The sequence below is a fragment of the Opitutaceae bacterium TAV5 genome, assembly GCA_000242935.3.
In the GTDB taxonomy this organism is placed as follows: Bacteria; Verrucomicrobiota; Verrucomicrobiia; order Opitutales; family Opitutaceae; genus Geminisphaera.
Genome location: CP007053.1, coordinates 6,413,861 through 6,436,784 on the forward strand (window position 1 = coordinate 6,413,861; position 22,924 = coordinate 6,436,784).

Consider the following 22,924-nt stretch of genomic DNA (forward strand, 5'->3'; position numbering starts at 1 on the left):
GGTTCCCGTCAATCTTTCAGATGAAGAATACTATCCTATCGTACGACGTGATCTAAAAGTTCTGTCCTACAGAACTTCCTTTTTGAAAATACCCCCTGTTGTGTTTAGGAGACCTGAAGGGGCCAAACCTGAATGGCGCTAAGTTAGGGCATCTCTCCGTTGAAACCCAGTGACTTCCAGTCGCATGAGAAACGTGGGGATTATCCGACCTTTTGGGAGGAGGAACTCCTCTGGAACCCAAGCCATAATCGAGTCAATTCATGTATTGGAAATTCTCCATCAGGTAGACGGAAAAACGCCCTAACTTAGCGCCATTCGGGCCAAACCTTAACTTTTGACATTTTTGACAGCCCGATAGTTGGGAAAACAACCGGAAAGAATGAATAGAAATCAGGTAGCCAGATTGCAGGTTATGTTGTCAAACGGGGACGTGACGGGGCGAAGCTCGCTCCCCGAAATGAGATAGCACAACGTGCCGGATTGCCGGCTACGTCCCCAGATAGGCCTCGCGCACGCGAGGGTCCTGCAACAAGCTGGCGCCGGTCCCGGTCGCCGTAATCCTTCCGGTTTCCAGCACGGCGGCGCGGTCGGCCAAGCGCAGCGCGAGGTGGGCGTTTTGCTCGACCAGAAGAAGCGTGACGCCTGCCCGGTTGATCTCCCGGAGCACGGCGTAAAGTTCCTTTACGAGCCTGGGGGCGAGGCCCATGGAGGGCTCGTCGAGCACCAGCATCCGCGCATCGCTCATCAGCGCCCGCGCCACGGCGAGCATCTGTTGCTCGCCTCCGGAAAGCGTGCCGGCAAGCTGCTCCCGCCGTTCGCGCAGACGGGGAAAAAGCGCGAACATGCGCTCGATATCCGCAGCAACCGCGGCGCGTTGTCCGCGCCGGATCCAGGCGCCCAGCCGGAGGTTCTCCGATACCGTGAGCGGACCGAAAATTCTCCGCCCCTCCGGCACGTGGGCGAGGCCGGCGGAAACGATCGCTTCGGCCGGCAGCCCGCGGAGATCGCGCCCGAAAAGCCGCACCTCGCCTCCCCGGCGCAGCATGCCGGACAAGGCTCGCAAGGTGGACGTCTTCCCCGCTCCGTTGGCCCCGACAAGCGTGAAAATCTCGCCTTCCCTGACCTCGAACAAAATACCCTTCACCGCCTGAATATCGCCATAGGCGACGGTGAGGTTTTCCACGGCCAGAGCGATGCCGCTGCTCATGTGTCGCCCTCCTCCCCGAGGTAAGCGTCGATGACCCGCCGGTTGCATTTGATCCCGGCCGGCGTGTCGTCGGCAATCGTCACGCCGAAATCGAGCACCGTGATACGATCACACAACTCCATCACGAGTTTCATGTGATGCTCGATCAGCACCAGGGTGACCTGGAAATGATGGCGCACCCAACGGAGAAATTCTGCCAGGCGCAGGGTTTCCACCGGATTCATCCCCGCCGCCGGTTCGTCCAGCAGCAGCAGGCGCGGCTTGAGCGCGAGCGCCCGGGCAATTTCCAGGCGACGCTGCACACCGTAAGGCAGCCCGCCGGCCCGCTGGCCGGCCAGGGCCTCGAGCCCGAATGCCCGCAGGAGCTCCAGGCTCCCCTCGATCGAACGCCGTTCCTCGCGCCGGTGCGACGGCAGGTCGAGCAATGCCGACCAGATCGTCGAACGGAGGCGCGCGTCGTAGGCCATGCGCACGTTGTCCAGCACGGTCAGATCGCGGCAAAGGCGGATGTTCTGGAACGTCCGGCCGATACCGAGCGCGGCGATCCGGCCGGGTCGCAGCCCGGCGATGTCGATCCCCTCGAAACGGATGGCGCCGGCGTCGGGCCGGTACAGGCCGCTGACCAGGTTGAAAAGGGTGGTTTTGCCCGCGCCATTGGGGCCGATGACGCCGTGCGCATGCCCCGCACTCACGGTCAGCCTCGCGGCCGACAGCGCGCGAAGGCCGCCGAAGCGTTTGGTCACATCCTCGATCTCGAGCAGCGGCGTCATGGCTGGCGGGGCGGAGAGCCGGCGGATGCGGTCACGTCGGGCCGGATGTCCTGAAGCCGGGCGCAGCCCGGAGGAGCCTCCCGGTGCGGTTCGCGTTCGCGGCGCAGCGCCTCCCGGGCGGGCAGGAACCAGGCACATTCACGCAGGCCCATAAGTCCGCGTGGACGAAAGAGCATGAGAAAGACCAGCGTGAGCGGCATGACCACCGCATGCCATGTGCCGAGCGGCTGGAGCAGTTGCGTCAGCACCGTCACCAGCACGGCTCCGAGCACCGAGCCGGTGAGCGAGCCCACCCCGCCGATGTAGACCATCACGAGGATGCCGGTGGACCGCATGATGTCGAAAGTCGCCGGATTGATGAACTGGAGCTGATGGGCAAAAAGCGCCCCGCCCACTCCGCCGAAAAACGACGACACCACGAAGGCCAGGATCTTGGCCTCGCGGGTGCGCACCCCCATCGCCCCGGCCGCCAGCTCGTCCTCGCGAATGGCGACGATGGCGCGTCCGAATTTTGAATACACCAGATTCCGGATCACCCACAGCGCAAGGATCGTCCAGCCTGCGGTCTGCGGAAGGGTGGTCAGCCGGCCCATGCCGGACAGGCCGTGCGGGCCGCCGGCGAAGGGCATGTTTTCCAGCGCCGATTTCATGATCATGAGAAAGGCGAGCGTGATGATCGCGAGGTAATCGCCGCGCGTCTTGAAGGAGAGCAGCGCGAGCAGGAATCCGATCGCGGCCGCGACCGCGCCGCCGAAGGTCACCACCAGCGGAAACGCCCAGGCCGGCGTGGAGCCCGGCAACACCTTCACGGTGAGCAGGCCGGCCACGTAAGCGCCCGCGGCCATGAAACCGGCGTGCCCCACGGAGAACTCCCCCATGTATCCGTTCACCAGATTCAGGCTCGCGCAGAGGATGATGTTGATCCCGGCCGTAATCAGCACGAACTCCGCGTAACCGTTGAACAGCCCGATCCGCTCGTGCAGCAGCGCCACCGCGAACGCCGCCGCGGCCAAGGTCGGCAGAGCCCGGCGGCTGCCGGCGATCGAGGTGGCAAGGTGGCGAAGCGAGGGCATGGCTCAGACTTTTTGTTGCACGGCGCACCCGAGCAGGCCTTGAGGCTTGAAAATCAGGATCACCAGCAGCAGCGACCAGGCGACGAGATCGCGCCATGTGGACGGCAGCACCGTCACGGTCAGCACTTCCACCGCGCCGAGGAGGTAGCCGCCCAGCATGGCGCCGCGCACGTTGCCGATGCCCCCGATCACGGCGGCGACAAAGGCCTTCCAGCCGATGAGCGTCCCCATCGCCGCACCGACGACCGGATACGCCTGGCTGTAAAGCACACCCGCCGCTCCTCCGAGCGCCGCGCCTGTGGCGAAAACGAGCGTGATCACGCGGTCGACCGCCACCCCCATGAGCGGGACGGTGGCGCGGTCACACGAAATCGCCCGCACCGCGATGCCCCAGGACGTCTTGCGGATACAGAAATCGAGCGCAACCATCAGCGCGACGGACACGCCGATGACGAGAAGCTGGAGTGTCGTGATGGCGACGCCGCCAAAGACGAAGGTTGTCGAAGAGAACAGCGGCGGCATCGGCCGCGAATAGGGGCTGAGGCTCAGCGTGGTGTTTTCGATGACCAGCCCGCAGCCGAGCGCGGTGATGACCGCGGACACCCGCGGCGCCTGACGAAGGGGACGGTAAGCCACGCGCTCGATCAACGCTCCCAGCAACGCGGTGATTCCCATGACCGCCAGCAGCACGGCGACGAACGGGAGCGCCACGAACGACACCAGCAGCAGGCAGGCAAACGCACCGGCCATGAACACTCCGCCGTGCGCGAAGTTGATCATGGACAGCACGCCGTAAACCAGGCTGTAGCCGAGCGCGATCAACGCATAGATCGAACCAAGCTGGACCGCGTTGATCGCCTGCTGTGCGAAATAATCCATTGGCCGGAAACCCGCGGCTCCGTCAGGGCGTGGCGTTGGCCACCCAGGCAAAACGGCCATCCCTGATTTGCAGGATGACCGCACTTTTCACCGGATCGCCGCTGCCTTCGGCAAATTGCATGACTCCGGTCACACCCTCGTAGCGGGGGATCGAGGCCATCGCCTTGCGCACCGCCTCCCGGTCGGCGACGCCGGCGCTCTCGATCGCCTTCAGGACAAACCCCGCCGCATCGTACGAAAGCGCGGCGACATCGTCGGGCGCCTGACCGTATCGGGCTTCGTAGTCCGCCATGAACTTCTGCGCGGCGGGCGTGGCGATCTGCGTCGAGTAGTGGTTGCAAAAATACGCGCCTTCGAGCGCGTCGCCGCCGAGCTTGATGATCCCGGGCGAGCTCCAGGCGTCGCTGCCGACGAGGCGCGCGGTGATGCCGAGCTGGCGCGCCTGCCGGGCGATGAGCGGCACGTCGGTGTAGTAGGCGGGCAGGTAGATCACCTCGGGCCCGGACGCGCGGATTTTGGTGAGTTGCGCGGAGAAATCGCGGTCGCCGGTCGTGTAGGTTTCGAAAGCGGTGATCGTACCGCCGTTCTTTTCGAACGTCTCCCGGTAGAGATTTGCTTGGCCGTTGGGCGCCTCGGAAGCGATGTCGAAAAGCACGGCGGCGCGGGTGGCCTTGAGTTCGCCGAGCGTGAATTTCGCCAGCACGCCGGCCTGGAAAGTATCCGTGAAGCAGGCGCGCAGGACGTAGCTCCTGGGTGTGCCGGTGGCGGGGTCGATCGTGGTTTTCGGGTTCGTGGACCAGGGCGAAATCATCGGAGTCCTGAGTGATTCGGCGATCCCGGAGGCGGGGATCGCGCATGAGCTGGCGTTGGGCCCGATCATGACGAGGACGTTTTCCCGGGAGATGAGCCGTTGCGCGGTGGCCGCCGCCAGATCGGGTTTGCCGCCGTTGTCGCCGGTCACGAGCCGGACCAGGACTTTTTTGCCGGCAAGCGTGATGCCTCCGGCGGCGTTGATCTGCCCGACATACAGCTCGACGGCATTGCGGGAGGAAGCGCCGACAGACGGAATCTCGCCGGTAAGCTCGACATTGAGGCCGATGGAAACGGCCGAATCATCCGGGCGCTTGCTGCAGCCGATGACGGACAGCGCGGCCAGCATGGAAGCGAGCAGGAAAAATAGTCTCATGGATTGGTGTCGGGAAACACGGAGGCTGCGGGACGCGGCGGCCCTATCCGCTCTGTTCCTTCCCGCCGGAAATCAATACCAGCGCCGACGGCCTCCCGCCGCGATGTAGCCGAGGCAGGCCAATCCGGCGAGGATGGCACAAGTGGCGGGCTCGGGGACGGCAGCGAGGGTGTTCAGCGTGAGGTCGATAGTGCCATCGGCGCCGCTGCCGAAAGAGAACATGAGCCCCTGGATAGCGGTAAAATCGAAAGTATCGGGCTGGCCGGCCATTGCGGTCAGCAAGACAGTGCTTTCCTCGCCGGTGACAAACTGGCTCCAGTTTCCCTGATAACCGTAGAATCCGTCATCGGTGCCGTCCCAGAGCAGGAGCTGGAAATCCGCGATGGAGGAATTGATGTCTGACACGGTGGCAGTCAACGCCAGCGCGGAGGTGTAGCCGGAGATGTCCACGGAGGTAGCGAAGGTGCCGACGATCGAGCCGGTCAGGGTCGAGCCGACAAACCGGCTGGTCGTCTCCGTCTGGGTCAGGGCCAGTTCCGAACCGGCATCGAAAAAATCATCCGAGCCGAAGCCGGTAATGAGGACGCTGGCGGGAAGCGAGGCGCAGGATGCGAGAGCGAGAAGAAGACAGGATATGCGTTTCATGGAATGGAAGGAAAGGAATGCTTCAGTTATAGGGAGCGGTTTGATGGAAAATGACGGAGCCGGCCGTACTGCCGGTCCGGTTGATGAGCACACCGGCTGCGGCGGGGATGATTTCCGTGTCTTTCACGGGGTTGCCCAAGGTGGCCTGCCGCCACCGCGTGCCATCGTGAAAATATTTTTTCCAGACGCCGGATGCAAGGATCTGCACCTGATCGGCGCTTGACGGGGAAGAAGCGGAAACCCATCCGGGAAGGTTCTGTATCCCGGACTCCGCCAGGGTTACAGGGACGGGCCAGGCATTGGAAAGGAGAGTCAGACCGCTGCTCTTGACGCCGGCGCGACGATCGTCGCCCTGCACGGCGCCGGCAAGGGTCAGGTTAATTGGCGTATTGGCGAGGCGTCCGTAAAGGAGGGCGCTGTCGGGCGGGATCACGGTGTCGGAAGCGTCCGCGCCCGAGGCCGCCTCGATCCAGTGCCCGGCAAGGGCGTCGTAATAAAAGGTGATCGAGATGCCGCTGCGGATGATTTGCAGGACATCCGAATTATCCACATCGCTCCCGCCGAGGACTCCGGATCCCGCAGGGAAGAGCGTGGAGAGCGTCTCCGCCGCCAGAATCCCGAAGGTATCCCCCTCTTCGCCGGTCGCGATCGAGAGAGTGGTGAGGTCGGCGGTCCCGGACTCGTCGAGGGTAAGCGTGGTGGCGGTGCTGGGTGTCGTTGTGGAAACGAGAAAACTGCGTCCCGCCGATGCCCCGCTGGTGATACGGATGAACCAGGGTGCGGCCGGAGTCGACCACGCGCCGGCGCTCCAGTCCGCGCCAGCGTCCGTGAGGGTGTTTGCGGTGAGCGCGGTGATGCGCCCCGTGATCTGTGTGCCAGGCGTGATCGTCAGCGGCAGCGACAGCACGGTCCAGGTTTTTGTCGTCCCCGTACCGGCCCTGATGACCGCCGGCAGGTAGCCCACCACCTGATCCGAAATCAGCCCGTCCTGCGCAGGCAGCGCGGTGGCGAGGACAACGAGTGCAGCCGGCAGGACGGCAAGGCGCGAAAGTTTTCCGGGAATACGCATGGTCTGGCGAGTAGTTGCAGATTTATGACGCCGCCGTGGCGACGAGGCGGTAGAACATCGCGGTGGCCCCGAGGGGCTCGCTGAGCAGGATCGGGCCGTTGGTGCCAGGGATGGGCTCGCCCGTATCCACCCAGCTCGTCAGGTCCGCCGATTTCTGAAGCTGATAGTTCGAGCCCCAGCGCGAGATGAACTTGAGCTCGATCATGTCCGTCGTGGCGCCGGCATCTTCGTCGGTCACGGCGACCGTGCGGATCGTGACATCCTCAGCCTTTACGGGCGCGGCCCAGGAGCGGGGTTGCAGGCGCTCGGCGGTCACGTCGTCGAGACGCTGCATCATCCGGGTCCGCTCTATGATCTGCCCGGGGGTGGCGAGCGTGGACTGGCCCGCGAGCGTGCGCAGACCTTCGGCCCAGACGGAGAGGTTGCGCAGCTCGACCGGCTGGCCGGTGCTCCCGTCGATGTCGGTGCCGCCGAGAGCGGCCGGGCGCAGGTCGTAAAACTCCTGCTGGTCGGCGGCGGCGCCGAGGCCGTCGTAATAAAGGGCATATTTGTAGCCGGCCTCGCGGATCATCCGGATGCGGTTGGGCGCGGAAACGATGCCGTTGCCATCGGTCCCGTCGGCGGACTGGCCGGCGTAGATGTCGTCGTAGGTGAAGAGCACGTAGTCCTGCACCGCCGGAGCGTCGGGATCGAGGATCATGCTGCTGTAGTCCACACCGGCGAAGGGGTATGACTGCCAGTCGGGCACGCCGAGGAGCGAACAGATCGTGGGCAGGAGGTCCACGTGCGAGACGAGATGCGGCGAGACGCGGCCGGCGGGGAAAAGGTCGGGATTGGACCACACGAGGGGCACACGGATGACCTCCTCGTAGCACATGAAGGACTTTTGCCGCAGCCCGCCATGGCACATGCCCATCTCGCCGTGGTCGGAGGTGCGCACGACAAGGGTCCGGGAGCGGAGGGCCTCGCCGGCGGAGTTGGCGGAGAAGACGTCGAGGAGACTCCGGAGATGGGCGTCCACGCGTTTCATGAGATTGCCGTAGAAGTTGAGGTAGGCGCGCTTCTGGATGTCCGCGGGAAGGGGGCCGAGGCCGTTCAGCAGGACGCCAAGCTGGGCGTGCGCGGTGGGCTTGTGGTTGAGGAGCAGGTTCTCGTCGACGGTGGGCGGCAGGTCGATGTCGCCGACGAGATCGGCGTGGGTGTAGCCGCCGTCGAGATAGTTGCCGGGGTAGCCGAGCACGTCGTGCGGGTTGACGAGGGAGACGACGAGGCAGAAGGGTTTGCCGCCGGGATTGTCGCGCTTGTGCCGGAGGTAGGCGATGGCGTCGTTGATGAAGCGGGTGTCGTGGTCGGCGGCGCCGCCGCCGAAGTTGGCGGGCTGCACGTCCTGACCGGCGTCGGGCGCGTCCCACTGGTCGAAGCCATAGCGGGAAATATCGTCGTTCTGGAGGATTTCGTCGGCGCCTTCCACGCCCTTGCTCAGGTGCCATTTGCCTTTGTAGACGACTTCGTAGCCGGCGGCCTTGAGCGTGGTGGCGAGGTTGGGCAGCGCAGGGTCGAGCTGATGCTCGGTGGCGGACTGGGGGAAGCCTTCGGTGAGCGTATCCGGCGAACGATGCTGCGCGGGAAAAAGCCCGGTGAAAATCGTATTGCGCGAGGGCGTACACATGCAGGTGTTGGCGCAGGCGCGTTCGAAGGACACCCCGTTGGCGCAGAGCGAGGTATAGGCAGGAAGGTTCGCGGCGGCCCAGCCGGCGGGGAACCATTGCAAAGCCCGTTCCTGGTCGGTGAGGAAGAGGATGAGGTTCATGCCGGCCGTGGCAGGCGGCACCGGCACATCATCGGCATGGGCCGAGGGCACAAACAGATTGACCAGGGGGCGGCCGGCGGCGATGGCACCCGCAGTGGCGCAGGATTTCAGGAACGCGCGGCGCGAAAACGAACGGGTGGCGGGAGTCGATGGGCTGGAGGACATGGCAGGAGCAGATTCAGAACCGCGCGGAGAACGGGAGAGAGGCGGGAATGCCCGAGCCGACAGAGAACATTCCGGGGAGGCAGCGCGCTGTTTTCATAAGCCGGCCTTCTCCGCTGTATGCGAATCCCTGTCACGTGATCCTGCACCAAACGGGCATTTTTTTTAACCAAAACGCCGATTCCGGGCATCCGGGGAGTCCGGTTGCGGCCGGCCCGGCATGGTCAATTCGGGGACGGAGTCACGCCACGTCGCGCACGCAGCGAAAACCGAGATTGGTGGTGGCGCTGTCCGGCGTGTTGCTGTTGCGCGCGTCGACCCGGTAACGGTTGCAATAGCTCGCGTGGCAAAGGTAACTGCCGCCACGCATGGAGCGGCGTTCGCCGCTCGTCGGTCCGGCGGGATTTTCCGCCGGGCTGCGCGCGTACCATGTCCCGGAAAACCGGTCGTGGCACCACTCCCAGACATTGCCCGTCATGTTGTAGAGGCCCCAGGCGCTGGCCCTGAAACTGCGGGCGGGCGCGACCCCGTAGTAGCCGTCCGCTTCGGTGTTGCGCACGGGAAAATCTCCCTGCCACACGTTCATCATGTGGCGGCCTCCCGGCTCGAGCTCGTCGCCCCACGGAAACCGGTTCGCGTGCGGCAGCCCGCTCCGGGCGGCGTATTCCCACTCGGCCTCGGTGGGCAGGCGTTTGCCCGCCCAGCTTGCGTAAGCGACGGCGTCGTTCCACGACACCTGGACGACCGGATGCTGCCAGCGTTTCCGGATGTGGGAGCCCGGCCCTTCGGGATGACGCCAGGTGGCTCCCTCGACCCGGCACCACCATTCGCTGCCCGCCACGGTCAGCCGCAGGGCGGAGGCGAGCTGCTTGCCGCTCAGGTGCCCGTAAAACACAAAGGACCAGCCGAAGCGCTCGGCCTCGGTGCGATAGCCGGTGGCGTCGACGAAATCGCAAAACTGCCGGTTGGTGACAGTGGTGGCGTCGATCCAGAACGGATCGAGCTTCACTTCATGCACGGGCCCTTCGCCATCGGAGGGAAAACCGTAGTCGCGCTCGTTGCCCATCAGGAAAACGCCGCCGGGAAGCAGGCGCATGCCCTCGGTGCTGCCGGTCGCCACACGCGCGAAGCCGCCGTCCGGAAGCGATGATGCCGGCGAAGCCGGGGAGACGGAGGCATGGCCGGGGGCGCAGCAGGCGGTTTTGGCGGAATCCATCGGGAAGGAGCGAAGGGCGCAACATTTCCGGCCGGCCGGCGACGTCAAGCGGTAACTGTCCAACACCGGCTCCGGAGACGCGCAACCGCGAGCCCTGGACTCGTACGAAACGGGACAGGAGGACAGGTGCGCCTACACCCCGAGTTGCGTGCGGTAGATCCGGGCCACGCGCTTGGTCACCGAACAGAGCGTTTCCCACGGGATCGTCTCGGCCCAGCGGCTGAACTCGGCGAGGGCGATCTCCGCGCCGTTCTGCCGGCCCACGAGCACTGCCTCCTCGCCTGCGGTCACGTCCGCCGGCAGGTCCGTCACGTCGATGATCGTCTGGTCCATCGTCACCCGGCCGAGCACCGGGCAGCGGCGGCCGCGCACGAGCACACAGGCGCGGTTGCTGGCGTGGCGCGGGATGCCGTCGCCGTAACCGCCCGTCAGGATCGCCACCCGCGAATCGCGCTTCAGCGTGTACGTGCGGCCGTAGCTGATGTCGGTGCCGGCGGGCAGCGCCTTGACCAGCCCGATCCGTGTCCGGAAACTGAATACGGGCTCCGTCCGCACCTGCGAGAGGAGCGAGCCGGGATGCGGCAGCACGCCAAATTGCAGCAGGCCCACGCGCACCGCGTTGAACGGCCCCGCGCCCTCGAGCGTCTCGAGCCCCGCGCTGTTGTCCGCATGCACGAATACGGCGGCCGGATCGAGCCCCCGGCAGCGCGCCAGCGCGGCCAGAAAACGCCTCCGCTGCTCCGCCGTGAACGCGGCGTCCTCGTCGGGCGCGGAAAAGTGGGTGAACACGCCCTCCAGCCGGAGGCCGGAGGCCGCGACGATTTTTTCATAGACGCGCTCCGCGTGCTCATGCCATGCGCCGAGGCGGCCCATGCCGGTGTCGATCTTGAGGTGGACGGCGACCGGCTTGCCGGCGGCGTGCGCGGCCGCGTCGAAACGGGCCACTTCCTCCTCCGACGAAACCGTCACGGCGACATTGTACTCCGCCACATGGCGATCCTCGGCGGGCAGGAGCGCGCCGAGCACGAGCACCGGCCAGTCGGGCCCGATCTCGCGCAACGCGGCCGCCTCGGCGATGCTGGCCACGGCAAACAGATCCGCCCCGGCGTGCATGAGGCGGGCGGCCGTCTGCGGCAGGCCGTGGCCGTAAGCGTCGGCCTTGACGACGGCGACATAGCGGATGTGCGGAGGCAGCGAGGCGCGGATGAGATGGAGATTGCACTCGAGGGCGGCGAGATCGATCTCGGCCCAGCAGCGCAGCGGAAGGGAAGATGTGGGAGTCATGGACGGGAAAATCCGGAAACCTGAACCTGAAATCGGAAAGGGACGAACCGAAAACCACGCGACCGGAGCCGCGCTCCGGGCATCCCTGCTTGCAGCCGTTTCCTGAATTTCAGCTTTTCCGATCCGGCGCCTGGTGGACTTTCGGGGTCCAGAGCGCGTAGCCGGGCACGTCATATAAAAACGCTTCCGGTTCCTCCGTCTCGCGAAAGAAAGGTGCGTCCGCGGTCGCTTCCAGCGCGGCGGGCAGATCGTACGGCACACGCTCCGCGCCCGCCGGAAGCGGCGTCCAGTGGCGAAACCCCTCGGGCAATGCCAGCGCTCCGGCCAGCGCCGCGAGTTCGGCCGAGGGCACCCGCGCCAGCTCCTGGCCGGCCCGCGCCACATGCCAGCTGTCGCGCCGCGCATCGACGATCAATGCGAGTTCCGGCCGGGCGAGCGCCGCCGCGACCACCTCCAGGCCGCGGAAGGCAAAACACGGGGCCGGGTTGACCACCCGCCAGGTCCGGATCGCCGCCGCCGCCGTGCGGATGCCGAGCACGGAGCCGGGTCCCTCGCCGAAGGCAAAGGCTCGCACGTCGGCAAGGCCGAGCCCCGCCCGCGCCAGCGCCCGCTCCGTAGCGCGAAACACACCGGAACCCGCCTCCTCCTCGCACCGTTCCCGGACGGGCTCCGTACCGGTGGCCCGCCACACCGCCACATGGATGACCGACGAGGCACTGTCGATCAGCAGCAAGGGAGCACGGGAGGCGAGAAGCTGGCGCAAGGTTGGCATGGAAAAACAGGATGCCCACGAAACACACGTCATGAAAACACGAAAAGAAAGGCAGGAACCGGCTGTTTATTTAACCACTGATACCCACTAATGGACACTGATAATCGAACCGTAGTCCGGAGCTTCAGCCCGAACCGTTGCCACTCAGTCGTCGAGCGTCGTTCGGTTCGGGCTGAAGGAACTACGTCAGCAATCCCGCCCTTCTCCGTATTAGTGTCTATCAGTGTCCAGTAGTGGTCAAAAAAAGACCTGTTTCCGGGTTTTCGTGTCATTTTGTGTGTTTCGTGGGCAATCCTTTCGGTTTTGGCGCAGCCAACCTGTGTCCATTCGCGGTTAGAAAATCCGCCCCCGACGGCATCGCGTGACCGAGGGCCTTCATACGCAAATGAACATCAGCCGGCTGTTTTTTTCAGGTCGGCGTGGCCCACGACCCGGACGACGTCGGGGTATTCGTCGCGGAGGCCGCGGTCGATCCGGTCGATGGCGGCGTGCGCTTCGGACACGTCGATCGCGGCATCGGCGCGGCAGTGGTAGTTGACCACCAGCCCGTCGAGCGTGGAGCGCACCCGCACGTGATGCACGTCGCTGATCGTCCCGCCGTTCGCCGCCCGGGCGGAGAGCAGCCTGGCGACGCGCTCCACCACGTCGGCCGGCGCATCGCTTCCGGCAAGGTGCCCGGTATCGAGCGGCTCGATATGCGGCTCCACCTCGGTGTCGGGACCAAATTCCTCACGCAGCGCGGCCTTGAACTGCCCGGCCAGCACCTGCGCCTTGCCGAGGCTCATCCGCCCGTCCACTTCCAGATCGAGACTGATCGAGAGACGGCCCCCCAGATCCTGCACCGTGACGTGATGCACCGGCAGGCCGCGCCGCTGCGCGACGAAGAGCACCCGCTCGCGGACCGATTCGTCATCGAGCGCGCGGGGCTGCGTCGCCACCGTGAGCACGGTATCGGGAAACTTGTTACGCACGGCCGCCAGCACGCGCTCGCGGATCGCCTCGGCGCGGGCGAGCGGCAGCGTGCGCGCCACGGCCAGCGTCATGTCGCCGAAAATCTCGTTGCCGCCCGGCCGCAACCGCAGCTCCGCCACCTCCACGACGCCCGGAATCGCCTCCGCGAGGGAGCGCAGGTTTTCCGCGCGTCCTTTCGGAGCGGTGTCCAGCAAGGTGCCGAGGGTGCGCCGGCCGAGCCGCCATCCGGCCAGGCCGATGAACACCGCCACGCCCGCCGCCGCCAGTGCGTCGCCATAGCGGAAACCGAATTCCGAGGCGACGAGCCCGAGCAGCACCATGACCGAGCCGGCAAGATCGGAGCTGAAGTGCAACACATCGGCCGCGAGCGCATGGCTGCCGGTCTCGCGCGCCACACGGTTGAGCGCCCGGATGCGATTGATATCCACGACAATCGAAATGCCGATCACGGCGTAGACCAGCGGCGTGGCCTCGATCTCGCTGCCGCCCGCCAGCATCCGGCCGCCGGCCTTGACGAGGACAAACAGGGCCAGCGCGATGAGAATGCCGGTCTCGACGAGCGCGGCCACGCTCTCGAACTTGCCGTGCCCGTAGTGATGTTCGTCGTCGGCGGGCTTGTTCGACATGCGCACGGCGAACCACGTCACCAGCGTGGCCACGGTATCGACCAGCGAATGCACGGCCTCGGAAAGCAGTGCGAGCGATCCGGACAGGATGCCCGCCGCGAGCTTTCCCGCGGTGAGCAGGGCGCTCGCCGCTACCGACCAGCGCGCCACGCGCTCCTTGCGGGCGGCCGCCGTGTCGGCGGAGCGGGCAGGTGACTGCGTTGGCAGGGGGAGGGACGGTTCGCGGGTCATCGGAACGGCCAAGCCAGGCGGATTGTCCGGAGGGTGCCAAGGCAAACGTGCCGGACAGGCGTGATGCCCGGGGCACTTTGCGCACAAGAAAGTTTGCCTCATCCCCTGCGGCCCCTTGCCTTGGCTGTTCCGGCAGCCTCGCGGTGCCCATCGCTATCACCGTCTCATTTCATCCCAGCATTCATGGCCACTCCCATCCGCTACTACGACCGCTACACCCGCCAGACGGAGACCGAACAGGTTTACGGCGAGAAGTGGCTGCGCTGGACCTACGAAACGCTGCCGGGCCGGTTCACGGCGGAAGTGCTGCTGAAGCGCTCCTTGTTTTCCCGCTGGTACGGATGGCGGATGAACCGGCGGATCAGCGCATGGAAGGTGCTCCCCTTCATCATCGATTACGGACTCGACGTGGACGATTTCGCCCGCAGGCCCCTGGAGTTCCGGACCTTCAATGAATTTTTCTACCGCGCCCTCAAACCCTCCGCCCGCCCGATTGCGGCTGGCGGCGATGTGGCGGTTTTCCCGGCCGACGGTCGCCATCTGGTGTTTCCCGACGTGGACAAGGCTGACGGATTTTATGTGAAAGGCGCCCGTTTCACACTTGCCGCGCTTTTGGGCGACGACGTGCTCGCGCGCGAATTTGCCGGCGGCGCGATGGTGATCTCGCGGCTTTGTCCGGTCGACTACCACCGGTTTCATTTTCCGGTGTCGGGCACGCCCGGCGAACCGCGGCTGATCAACGGATTTCTCTACTCGGTGAGTCCCATCGCGCTGCGCCGCCGCATCGGCTGCCTGGTGGAAAACAAGCGCATGGTCACGCTGGTCGAGCCTGCGCCCGACTCCCCGTTCGGCCGCGTGGCGGTGCTCGAAGTCGGCGCGACCTGCGTCGGCACGATCCGCAACAGCTTCCTGCCCGGCCGCCCGGTGGCGAAGGGCGCGGAGAAGGGATTTTTCACCTTCGGAGGGTCGTGCGTGATCACCCTCTTCCCGCGCGGGCGCATCCGGTTCGACGACGATCTCGTCGAGCAAAGCGCCCGGTTTGTCGAAACCTACGCCCGCATGGGTGACCGCCTCGGCACCGCGGCGGAGGCTGCCGGGGAATCCACCGCCGGGCCTTCGCTGTAGTTCGATCCCAACCACACTTCCCCGAAGCGGCTGCGCCGCAGAACGGAAAGGATCGCCACAAAAAGCACAAAAAACACGCCGCGTATGAAACGCTTCATCGCGCTTATAAACGCGCGGGAAATTCTCGACGGCCAGAGGGGAATTTTGTGTTTTTTGTGGCCATGGATTAATCTGGAATGCTCTATCCTTTCTGAAGCACCCCACGCCAAGGATGCAGGTCGGCGGCTATCCGAAGCCTGCGAACTTACGTTCGCAGCTACGTCGCGGGTGACTCATTTCTCCTTCATCGTATAGACTCCGTCCCAGTCCTCCGGCAGGGGCGTATTCATAAATTCCAGACAACGGGCCTGCATCACGAGGGAGGGATTTTTCTCCACGCCGGCATCGCGGCCGGGTTGCAGCGGCTCGTTGACGGCGGAGCGCCGGAAGTGCTGCAACGCGGCCGTCCAGTCGCGGGCGAAATACGCGGCCAGTCCTTTCCCGTAATCGGTGAGGCAGGCGGCAATGCCCGGTGTGCGGTCCGACGCGAGGCAAACGAGCTCGTACATCTCCACCGGCGCAGCGCGGCCCTTGACCCGCCAGCGGTCGAGGCGCCGGAAGACAAACCCGCTCCCCTCCCCCGCCCCGTCGTTTTCCGGCTGGCCGGCGCGCGCGGCGGCGACGGTCGCCTCGGTCACGAGAATATAAACGCCGGCCGTCTTCGCGCCGCTTTCGCAGCGGGCGGCAAGGTTGACCGTATCGCCCATCATCGTGTAGCTGAATCGCTTGGCGGAGCCCATGTTGCCGACGACCGCCAGGCCCGTATTGAGGCCGATACGCATGCGCATGGAACCGACGAGCGAGGGCCAGCGAGCGGGCTCGGCCGCCCAGGCGCGGCGCAATTCGTCGAGGCGCGCCTGCATGGCGAGCGCGCAGGCGCAGGCGCGGGCGGCGTGATCGGCGGCGGGCACGGGTGCGCCGAACATGGCGACGATGGCATCCCCGATGTACTTGTCGAGGGTGCCCTCGTGGCTTTCCAGAAGCGTGGTCATCGCGCCCAGGTATTCGTTCATCAGCGCAACGAGCTGGTCGGGCGAAAGCGTTTCCGAAAAGGTCGAGAAACTTTGCACGTCGCTGAAAAAACCGGTGAGCGCCACCTGTTCGCCGCCAAGCCGCGGTTCCTCGCCGGACTCGACCAGGCGATTGACCACGGTCGGCGCGAGGTAGGCTCCGAAGAGGTTGCGGATGCGGGCGCGATCGCGGTGGGCCCGGACGAAATCGACGGAGATACAGATGACCGCCAGCGCGCTGGTCGCAGCCGCGGAGTAGCCGGGCAGCACGAGATGAAACCAGCCGAACGCCACCCATTGCGCGGCATAGAGGCCGAGGACCAGCGCAGCGGCAAAGAGGATGCTGGCGAGCGCGCGGGTCGTGTGCTGGCGGCGGATAAAGACCAGCCAGCAGGCGAGGCAGAGAATGGCGGTCCAGAGCAACGCCCAGGGACCGGGGAAGGCCTCGCGCAGCCAGCTCCGGTGAAGGGCGTTGTCGAGGCAATTGGCCTGGATCTCGACCCCGAGCATGGAGCCGGCGGGCGTGCGGAACGCATCCTTCCAGTGGATTTCGGACGCGGGCCCGACGACGATGATTTTGTCCCTGAAATACGAACCGTTGCCAAAACGGTGCGTCCACTGGTCGGGCACGAAGAGATCGTGGACGGAGACGGTCGGGAACGTGCCGGCGCCGCCCGCGTAGTTGATGAGCCGGGCGCGGTTGTCGCGCGGGAGGTCGGCGCCGGCCTTGAGCGCGCCGCGAGCGGTCAGGGAAAAAATATCGGGCAAGACGCCCCTGCCGGCGAGCGCAGGAGAAGCGAGGGTGAGCGTGTTTTCACCCAGCACCATGCGCGAGATGGCGCCGTGTCCGTCGGGCCACACGTTGACGAACCCGAGCACCTCATCGGGATTGTCCATCGGCATGATCTCTTCCGGTTCGCGGATCGAGCCGGTGGTCTGGCCGTCGCGCAGTTCGTACTGGATATAGGAACCGATGACGACGCGCTCGCGGTGGCGCTCGATGGAGGCGGCGAAGAGGCGGTCGCCTTCCTCGGTAAGGCCCGAGCCTTCGAAAAAAAAGTCGAACAGCACCAGACGGGCCCCCGCCTCCATGAGACGCTCGAGCACGTGGGCATGGATGGCGCGATCGTAGCGGGTACCCCTGGCGGAAGCCATGAGCGCCAGCGCGGGCTGGGTGGCGAGGAGGTCGCGGTAGTTGTCCGGATCGAAGGTCTGGTCGAAGCCCACAATGACGACCTGGCCGTCGGTACGCGGCGCGGAGACCTGGGTCGCGTAGCTGTTTTCGAGCGTGTGCAGCTCGAAGTTGGCGAGGGCGCCGGCGCCGAAAAACATCAGCGCCGCATGCGAGCCGACTGCGAGCAGCGCGAGGAGGAGGAAGAGAAACGGACGGCGGACCTTGATCACGAAAGGCGCTCAGAACCGCACCGAGAGAGAGCCGGCAACGCCGCCATTGAGATTCTTGTAGTCGGGAATCGTGTCGTCGGTGCTGTCACGGAACTCGGCCGATCCGAAAAGACGCAGGGAAACGTATTCGTTAAAATAATACGCCAGCGTGAGGCCGAGGATGTGGTAATAATCGTGCCGCGAATTGTCGGTGCGGGTGTAGTCGGAGAACTGGAAGCGGTAGGAGGGCTGGAGGATCCAGTTGCGACCGAATGTCTGGGTGTACACGATATTGAGGCCGAGGTCGTAACGGTCGCCCTGGGCGTCGTTGAACCAGCCGGGCGGGAGCACCAGACCCGGCGGGAGGAAGGAGCGGCTGAAGCGGTAGCCGGCGTCGAGGTCCACCAGGATCTGGCGGGTGGGGCCGAGCGAGAACACACGGCCGGCGTGGACGGAGGGCACCCATTCCTGATAGGTGGTGGAATCCGTCTGTTCGCTGAGGTAGGCGGCGAAACGGCCGGCGACGCCGGCGATCCATGCGTCGCGCTGCCACTCGAGCTGGACGTACGGGGTGACGGTCTGAAAATCCAGATCCTTGACCGGCTGGTCGACGGTGCTGCTCAGCGAACGGTGCCGGCCCGAGAGAAGCCCGTAGGCGAAAACCTGATACCGCAGGCCGAAGGACGGCTTCAGCTGGCCGCCGGCGAAAAGCACCGGCTTCACGTTCACGGCGCCCTGGGCGGTGAAAACCATGATGTCGGTGGCGAGGCGGTCATGCTCGGTGAGGCCGGCGTTGCTCGTGGCATAAAGCTGGTAATCGAGCAGAAGCTGGAACCACTGGTGCGGGGGACGGGAGAGGAGCAGGTACTGCGGGCCGGCGTCCTCGAGCTCGCCTTCATAGAGGGCGGGCACCTGTTTGGGCGTCCCCTCTTTCTTCTCGCGTTGCGGGAGGAGTTCGAGGGCGCGGTTGGCGGAATCGGCGGTGTCGGTCTCGATGGTGCCGGGCGGGATCAGCTGGGCGCGGGAGACGCCCGGAAGCAACACACAGAAACCTGAAACGAGGGCCAGGCGGACAATGGCGGAATGCATACGGTGAGTGTCGGAGCGGTGGACAAGGAGGCGGGATTTGCAGGTGCGAAGATCGATGCGGGGGCGGAAAGATCAGAGCGACGGGCCCGAAGAGCCGATCTTGCCGATGGTGATCGGGGCATAGCCCGAATTGCCGGTGTAGCCGGAGGAGCCGGCGGCGGTGCCGTTGTTGTAGATGTGATCGGATCCTTTGACGACGTGGACGTACTGGTTGAAGTTGCCTGCCTCGTTGAGGTTTTGCGAGACGCCCTGGTAGTCCTTGATCTGCACGCCGCCGTAGAAATTCACGGCTCCAAGCATGCCGGTGCTGGTCGCGTTCACGTTGACGGTGCCCTTCCCCGAGTTGATCGTGGTGTCCGCCCTTACGTCGAATGTCACGTTGGTGAGGCGCACCGTGTAGGCTTCCATGCGCACGGAGGCATACTCGGCGCCTTCGGGCAGCGTGAGATCGAGATTCTTCACGTCGAGCCGATGCGCATCGTTGTTTTGCTTGCCGGCACGAATGTCGATGGAGGCAGCGACCAGGCGTCCGCCATCGATCCGGACCTCGCGCGCTCCCTTGATCGTGATGAAGCCGGCCGGCCTGTCGATGTCGCCCGCGGAGTAGCGGGTGGAGGTCGTGATCGTGCTGTTCGTGAGCTCGATGTTGGCCTCGGCATTCGACGTGGTGTCGATCGTCACGCCATGCGACCCGTAACCGCCGGAATTCGAGGTGGAATAGGTCGTGTAGTCGTCGGACCATGCGATGAGGGATGCCTCGTTGAGGATAACATTACCCCGGGCGGTCAGGTTGATGCCGCCGGACTGGATATAGACGAGATCATCGTACTCCTGGGGCCTGCCTGCCGTCAGCACGGTACCGGAACCGAGGTGGAGGTTGCCGAGAGATTCGATGGCGATGCTGCCTTTGGGAGTCGTCAGACTGACACCGGCAAGCAGCAGATCGGTATAGGACCGGAGACCGAAGGTCGCGTCGGAACCCACATCCACCTTGAACGAAGTGCCGGGATCGAACGTAAAACCGGTGGCGGCAAGGAAGAGGCCGCCCTCGAGCCCGAACGTGGCAAGGTCCCCGGAGAAGGTAAACTCGCGGGCATAATACGAACTGGCCTGCCAGCCGAGGGTCTCGAAAAAGGCTGTCGAATCGGGAGTGACCGCAATGCTTTGCGCCACGACGCCGGTAAACGTGTCGTAGCCGGCGGGCAGTGTGAAACCGGAGGGCAGCCCCATCTGCTCGCGGGTGAGGACCGCGGGGGCGTCGTAAGAGAAGAGGAAGTTGTTGGAGATTTCCGGATACGTATAACACGGTCCGGATCCGATCTCGACAAACTCGAGTTCGCGGCCGGGCGTGAAGATGTAGTCGAGTTTGCTGCCGCGGAAATCGGTGTCCGTCAGCTTGAGAATGTGGATCGGGGATTCGACGGTGCCGATGTTGAGCGCCGGAATGTAGAAGGCGCCCGAGTAATACACCGATTCGCTGTCGATGATGCTGCATCCCCAGGTGACGCCGCAACCGAAGGTGACACTGCCTTCGACGAAGGAGTAGCCGGTCGAGACGAGACCATCGCGGCTCTTCAACGTGAGCAGCGCGCCATCGCCGATGGAGGTGTCCTTGAAGAAGAGGCTGGTCGCGGCCGCGTCCAGCGTGGCGGTGCCGCCGATCGAGGAGCCCTTGAACACAATGCTGCCGAGGGGAGAATCGATGGACGCAGAGCCGATGGCGTGCGCGCCTTCGCCGAGCATACTGCCCTTGATCACGACCGTGCCGGTGGCGGCGATACGCAGCGAGCCCTCGATGTTTTCCATCGAGTCGAGTTTGACCGAGGAGCCTTGCAGATCGATGAACTTGCCGGCCGCCGACGCGGACAGCGTGGCACCCTTCAGTGTCAGGTCGCCGGTCGTCGTGATGCTGACGTTGCCGGACCCGGAACTGAAAATCGAACCCGACGGAGCCTTCAGCGAAAGCGCCGTGACCGCGATGTCCTGCCCGGCCGTGACAATCGCCTGGATGCCGGAGAGCACGGAGCCGGTGCTGAAGTCGATGCTGCCTGCCGGCGCGCTCAGGACGAGCGAGGCGATGTCGAGGCTGCCGCCCGCACCGATGTGGTTGAACCGGATGTCGCCGAGTGTGGCGGTTGCAACGAGAGCGTCACCGGCGCCGAACACGGTGTTGTCGGCCGTCAGGTCGCCGGTCGATGCCGTGAGGGCAACCACGCCTTCGGCCGAACTCCATACGCCGCCGTCCAGGTGGATGGAGCCGGCGTTGACGACAAGCGAATCCGTGCCGCTGACCGTGGCGCCGGTGAAGTCGATCGCGCTGATCCCGTTGAACGAGACGGAACGACCCTCGATCACCAGACCGCCCGGCGAGGCATCGAGCGTCGCGCCATTGATGCCGATCTCGTCGCCGGCGCGAAGCGTGATCGAGGAGGCGTCGAGCGTGCTGTTGGCCACAATGACGGACTGGCCATCGGAGGCGTCGAACTGGAGGGATGCGCCCGAAAAAATCGAATTCACGACCGTGATCCCTTCGCCGGTGGCCGTCAGGAGGACGCTGCCCTCCGGTCCGGCCGTGAAGGTGCTGTCATAGACGGAAACCGTGTTGCCGAAGAGGGAGATGTCTTCCCCGGCGGTGATTTGCGAATTGGAAAGCTGCACGAGCGGACTGTCGAAAAAGACATTGCCCGTCTGGGCCGTGATCACGACCGGGCCGGCCGCGGAATAGAAGCTGAAGGCTCCGCCCACCGAGATGTCGCCGGTGGCGGTTTTCAGCGTGATGGAGTCGGCGGAAAGCGTGGCGCCGTCGATGGTGATCCCGGTCGCAGCGATGAGCTTGAGATCCGAAGCGGGTGAAGCCACCTGCGTGGAATACAGCGACAGCAGGCCGTACGACGGCCCGCCGGCGGTGATGCTGCCACCGGAGAGGTCGATGGAACCGCCCAGCGAAGTGAGGTTGATGCCGCCGTCGGGATTGAGAATATGGACGCTGTCGAGAGCCAGCGACTGCACGGAGACAAGATCGAGCGTGCCGCCGGGCGTGGCGAAAGAGACACCGAGTGTGGTGCCCGGAGCGATGGTGAGCGCATGGGCGGCGAGGAAGAGGTGGGTCGTCGCCGGATCGGAGAGGACAAACGTGGTCGTGTTGTCGGCCGTGCTGGCGGTGGAAAGTATCGTGGCGCCATTATTGCCGGCACCGGGATTGCCGCCGATCTCGAAGACGATACCGCCGATAAAGATCGAGGGCATGGCGCCGAGCGGCCCGAGTTCGACGGTGCCGTCGGCGAGAATCGTGCCGGCGAGGATGCCGGTGACCGGCCCGGAAACGACGCCGGCAGGCAGGAACTGCTCGGGAATCTCGACCGGGTCGCGGAAGATCGCCTCCTCCGGGATGGTGAGGTTGGTGCCAAGGACGACCGTGGAATTGAGATTGGCGAGCAGCCGCTCCGCATCGGATAGCGGAGGCGGACCGCCGTTGTCGCCGGGAAGAGTGCCGTTGCCGGCAGCGGCGGTCGCCTGCTGGCGCACGTCGGCATCGTTGGCGACCATGAAGTCGTCGGAACTGGTCGCGCCGATGATGACGAGGCCGGTGCGGACGAGTTCGCCGTCGTCGATCCTGTGTCCCTGGATGTTGATGCTTTCCCGGATCAGCTCCTCCGAGCCGAGCGGGTATTTGAAGCCGTTGACGAGAAGCGATTCGGAAACGAGGGCGTCGAGATCGAAGTCGAGAACAGGGCCTTGCTCCGGGTCACCGGCTTGCGAATCGGCCGCCGGCATGAGGAAAGTCATCTGGCCCGCCTTGACGACGAGTTCGCGTCCGTTGGGGAACGTGACCCTGGCGGTGCCTTCGAGCACCATGAGCTTGAAACCGCCGTCGCTCGTCGCCGTGACCATGATGGTGGTGCCGATCACCGACGCCGCGACGGAATTGGTGATGATGGTGCCGCCGCCCTTCCCGGTCGGGGAATGGAAGAGCACGGTGCCACTCTTCAGCCGGATGGAGCGGCTGTCTTTCTCGAACGAAAAGACTGCGCTGGAACCCACCCGGGCAATGGTGCCGTCGTCGATCTGGAGTTGCGCGCGCGAACGGCGACCGGTGCGAAGCAGATCGGGAGCCCGAAAGGGCGCATCCACCTGGGCGGGTTGCGCCTGGAGGCTGGCGTGGTCGACGACGCTGACCTCGTTGACGATTTCGGAGATGACGGCTTCGGAAAACGTCTTCGGCGCCTGGTCATCCGCATGCGAGACAGATGAGGCGAACAGAAGACAGGCAAACGCAGCGAAGGCCAGGCGGCCAGTGGAGCAAGCAGTTTTCATGAGGAATGCGGAAGCGTTCCGTAGGCGATGTGTGTGTGGTAGATGGTCTGGCAGTCGCCGGT

Annotated in this window: 16 protein-coding genes; 1 reads left to right on the forward strand and 15 read right to left on the reverse strand. The window is 65.1% G+C overall.

What is annotated here, in order from left to right:
• Positions 1–487: 487 nt before the first annotated feature.
• From OPIT5_27080 to OPIT5_27135, 12 genes are all read right to left on the reverse strand, one after another.
• Positions 488–1,207 carry an amino acid ABC transporter ATPase gene (locus OPIT5_27080; protein ID AHF93335.1) on the reverse strand — a complete coding sequence of 240 codons (720 nt, stop codon included), beginning with the start codon at positions 1,205–1,207 and terminating at the stop codon, positions 488–490.
• On the reverse strand, positions 1,204–1,977 hold the full coding sequence (locus tag OPIT5_27085) for an ABC transporter (GenBank protein AHF93336.1): 774 nt from the start codon (positions 1,975–1,977) through the stop codon (positions 1,204–1,206). The genes OPIT5_27080 and OPIT5_27085 overlap by 4 nt, the downstream gene beginning before the upstream one ends.
• Positions 1,974–3,050: a branched-chain amino acid ABC transporter permease gene (locus tag OPIT5_27090; protein AHF93337.1), complete on the reverse strand. Its 1,077-nt coding sequence runs from the start codon at positions 3,048–3,050 to the stop codon at positions 1,974–1,976. The genes OPIT5_27085 and OPIT5_27090 overlap by 4 nt, the downstream gene beginning before the upstream one ends.
• A gap of 3 nt (positions 3,051–3,053) precedes the next feature.
• Positions 3,054–3,929 carry a branched-chain amino acid ABC transporter permease gene (locus tag OPIT5_27095; protein ID AHF93338.1) on the reverse strand — a complete coding sequence of 292 codons (876 nt, stop codon included), beginning with the start codon at positions 3,927–3,929 and terminating at the stop codon, positions 3,054–3,056.
• Between the two features lie 22 nt (positions 3,930–3,951).
• Complete coding sequence (locus tag OPIT5_27100) at positions 3,952–5,088, reverse strand: ethanolamine utilization protein EutJ (GenBank protein ID AHF93339.1); 1,137 nt, start codon at positions 5,086–5,088, stop codon at positions 3,952–3,954.
• 99 nt (positions 5,089–5,187) lie between these two features.
• Entirely contained in the window at positions 5,188–5,760 is a 573-nt protein-coding gene (locus tag OPIT5_27105; protein ID AHF93340.1) for a hypothetical protein, read from the reverse strand.
• A gap of 22 nt (positions 5,761–5,782) precedes the next feature.
• Positions 5,783–6,829, reverse strand: a complete 1,047-nt coding sequence (locus OPIT5_27110; GenBank protein AHF93341.1) for a hypothetical protein — start codon at positions 6,827–6,829, stop codon at positions 5,783–5,785.
• 22 nt (positions 6,830–6,851) lie between these two features.
• Positions 6,852–8,804, reverse strand: a complete 1,953-nt coding sequence (locus OPIT5_27115; protein AHF93342.1) for a sulfatase — start codon at positions 8,802–8,804, stop codon at positions 6,852–6,854.
• A 238-nt stretch (positions 8,805–9,042) separates the two neighbouring features.
• Entirely contained in the window at positions 9,043–10,017 is a 975-nt protein-coding gene (locus OPIT5_27120; GenBank protein AHF93343.1) for a Sulfatase-modifying factor 1, read from the reverse strand.
• A gap of 132 nt (positions 10,018–10,149) precedes the next feature.
• Positions 10,150–11,301: an alanine racemase gene (locus OPIT5_27125; protein ID AHF93344.1), complete on the reverse strand. Its 1,152-nt coding sequence runs from the start codon at positions 11,299–11,301 to the stop codon at positions 10,150–10,152.
• A gap of 109 nt (positions 11,302–11,410) precedes the next feature.
• On the reverse strand, positions 11,411–12,106 hold the full coding sequence (locus tag OPIT5_27130; GenBank protein ID AHF93345.1) for a peptidase M22: 696 nt from the start codon (positions 12,104–12,106) through the stop codon (positions 11,411–11,413).
• Between the two features lie 359 nt (positions 12,107–12,465).
• Positions 12,466–13,902 carry a cation transporter gene (locus OPIT5_27135; GenBank protein ID AHF93346.1) on the reverse strand — a complete coding sequence of 479 codons (1,437 nt, stop codon included), beginning with the start codon at positions 13,900–13,902 and terminating at the stop codon, positions 12,466–12,468.
• Positions 13,903–14,085: 183 nt separating this feature from the next.
• Here OPIT5_27135 and OPIT5_27140 point away from each other — a divergent pair, with 183 nt between their 5' ends.
• Complete coding sequence (locus tag OPIT5_27140; protein ID AHF93347.1) at positions 14,086–15,027, forward strand: phosphatidylserine decarboxylase; 942 nt, start codon at positions 14,086–14,088, stop codon at positions 15,025–15,027.
• Between the two features lie 272 nt (positions 15,028–15,299).
• Here the strand turns inward: OPIT5_27140 and OPIT5_27145 are convergent, their stop codons facing one another.
• From OPIT5_27145 to OPIT5_27155, 3 genes are all read right to left on the reverse strand, one after another.
• Positions 15,300–17,480, reverse strand: a complete 2,181-nt coding sequence (locus OPIT5_27145; protein ID AHF93348.1) for a guanylate cyclase — start codon at positions 17,478–17,480, stop codon at positions 15,300–15,302.
• Positions 17,481–17,489: 9 nt separating this feature from the next.
• Entirely contained in the window at positions 17,490–18,548 is a 1,059-nt protein-coding gene (locus tag OPIT5_27150; GenBank protein AHF93349.1) for a hypothetical protein, read from the reverse strand.
• 72 nt (positions 18,549–18,620) lie between these two features.
• Entirely contained in the window at positions 18,621–22,862 is a 4,242-nt protein-coding gene (locus tag OPIT5_27155; GenBank protein ID AHF93350.1) for an iron dicitrate transport regulator FecR, read from the reverse strand.
• Positions 22,863–22,924 lie beyond the last annotated feature (62 nt).

Coding starts and splice junctions, on each gene's coding strand:
- OPIT5_27125 (AHF93344.1), bottom strand. CDS start 11,301: ATGACTCCCACATCTTCCCTTCCGCTGCGCTGCTGGGCCGAGATCGAT.
- OPIT5_27150 (AHF93349.1), bottom strand. CDS start 18,548: ATGCATTCCGCCATTGTCCGCCTGGCCCTCGTTTCAGGTTTCTGTGTG.
- OPIT5_27095 (AHF93338.1), bottom strand. CDS start 3,929: ATGGATTATTTCGCACAGCAGGCGATCAACGCGGTCCAGCTTGGTTCG.
- OPIT5_27115 (AHF93342.1), bottom strand. CDS start 8,804: ATGTCCTCCAGCCCATCGACTCCCGCCACCCGTTCGTTTTCGCGCCGC.
- OPIT5_27100 (AHF93339.1), bottom strand. CDS start 5,088: ATGCTGGCCGCGCTGTCCGTCATCGGCTGCAGCAAGCGCCCGGATGAT.
- OPIT5_27155 (AHF93350.1), bottom strand. CDS start 22,862: ATGAAAACTGCTTGCTCCACTGGCCGCCTGGCCTTCGCTGCGTTTGCC.
- OPIT5_27090 (AHF93337.1), bottom strand. CDS start 3,050: ATGCCCTCGCTTCGCCACCTTGCCACCTCGATCGCCGGCAGCCGCCGG.
- OPIT5_27085 (AHF93336.1), bottom strand. CDS start 1,977: ATGACGCCGCTGCTCGAGATCGAGGATGTGACCAAACGCTTCGGCGGC.
- OPIT5_27135 (AHF93346.1), bottom strand. CDS start 13,902: ATGACCCGCGAACCGTCCCTCCCCCTGCCAACGCAGTCACCTGCCCGC.
- OPIT5_27130 (AHF93345.1), bottom strand. CDS start 12,106: ATGACGTGTGTTTCGTGGGCATCCTGTTTTTCCATGCCAACCTTGCGC.
- OPIT5_27080 (AHF93335.1), bottom strand. CDS start 1,207: ATGAGCAGCGGCATCGCTCTGGCCGTGGAAAACCTCACCGTCGCCTAT.
- OPIT5_27105 (AHF93340.1), bottom strand. CDS start 5,760: ATGAAACGCATATCCTGTCTTCTTCTCGCTCTCGCATCCTGCGCCTCG.
- OPIT5_27110 (AHF93341.1), bottom strand. CDS start 6,829: ATGCGTATTCCCGGAAAACTTTCGCGCCTTGCCGTCCTGCCGGCTGCA.
- OPIT5_27140 (AHF93347.1), top strand. CDS start 14,086: ATGGCCACTCCCATCCGCTACTACGACCGCTACACCCGCCAGACGGAG.
- OPIT5_27120 (AHF93343.1), bottom strand. CDS start 10,017: ATGGATTCCGCCAAAACCGCCTGCTGCGCCCCCGGCCATGCCTCCGTC.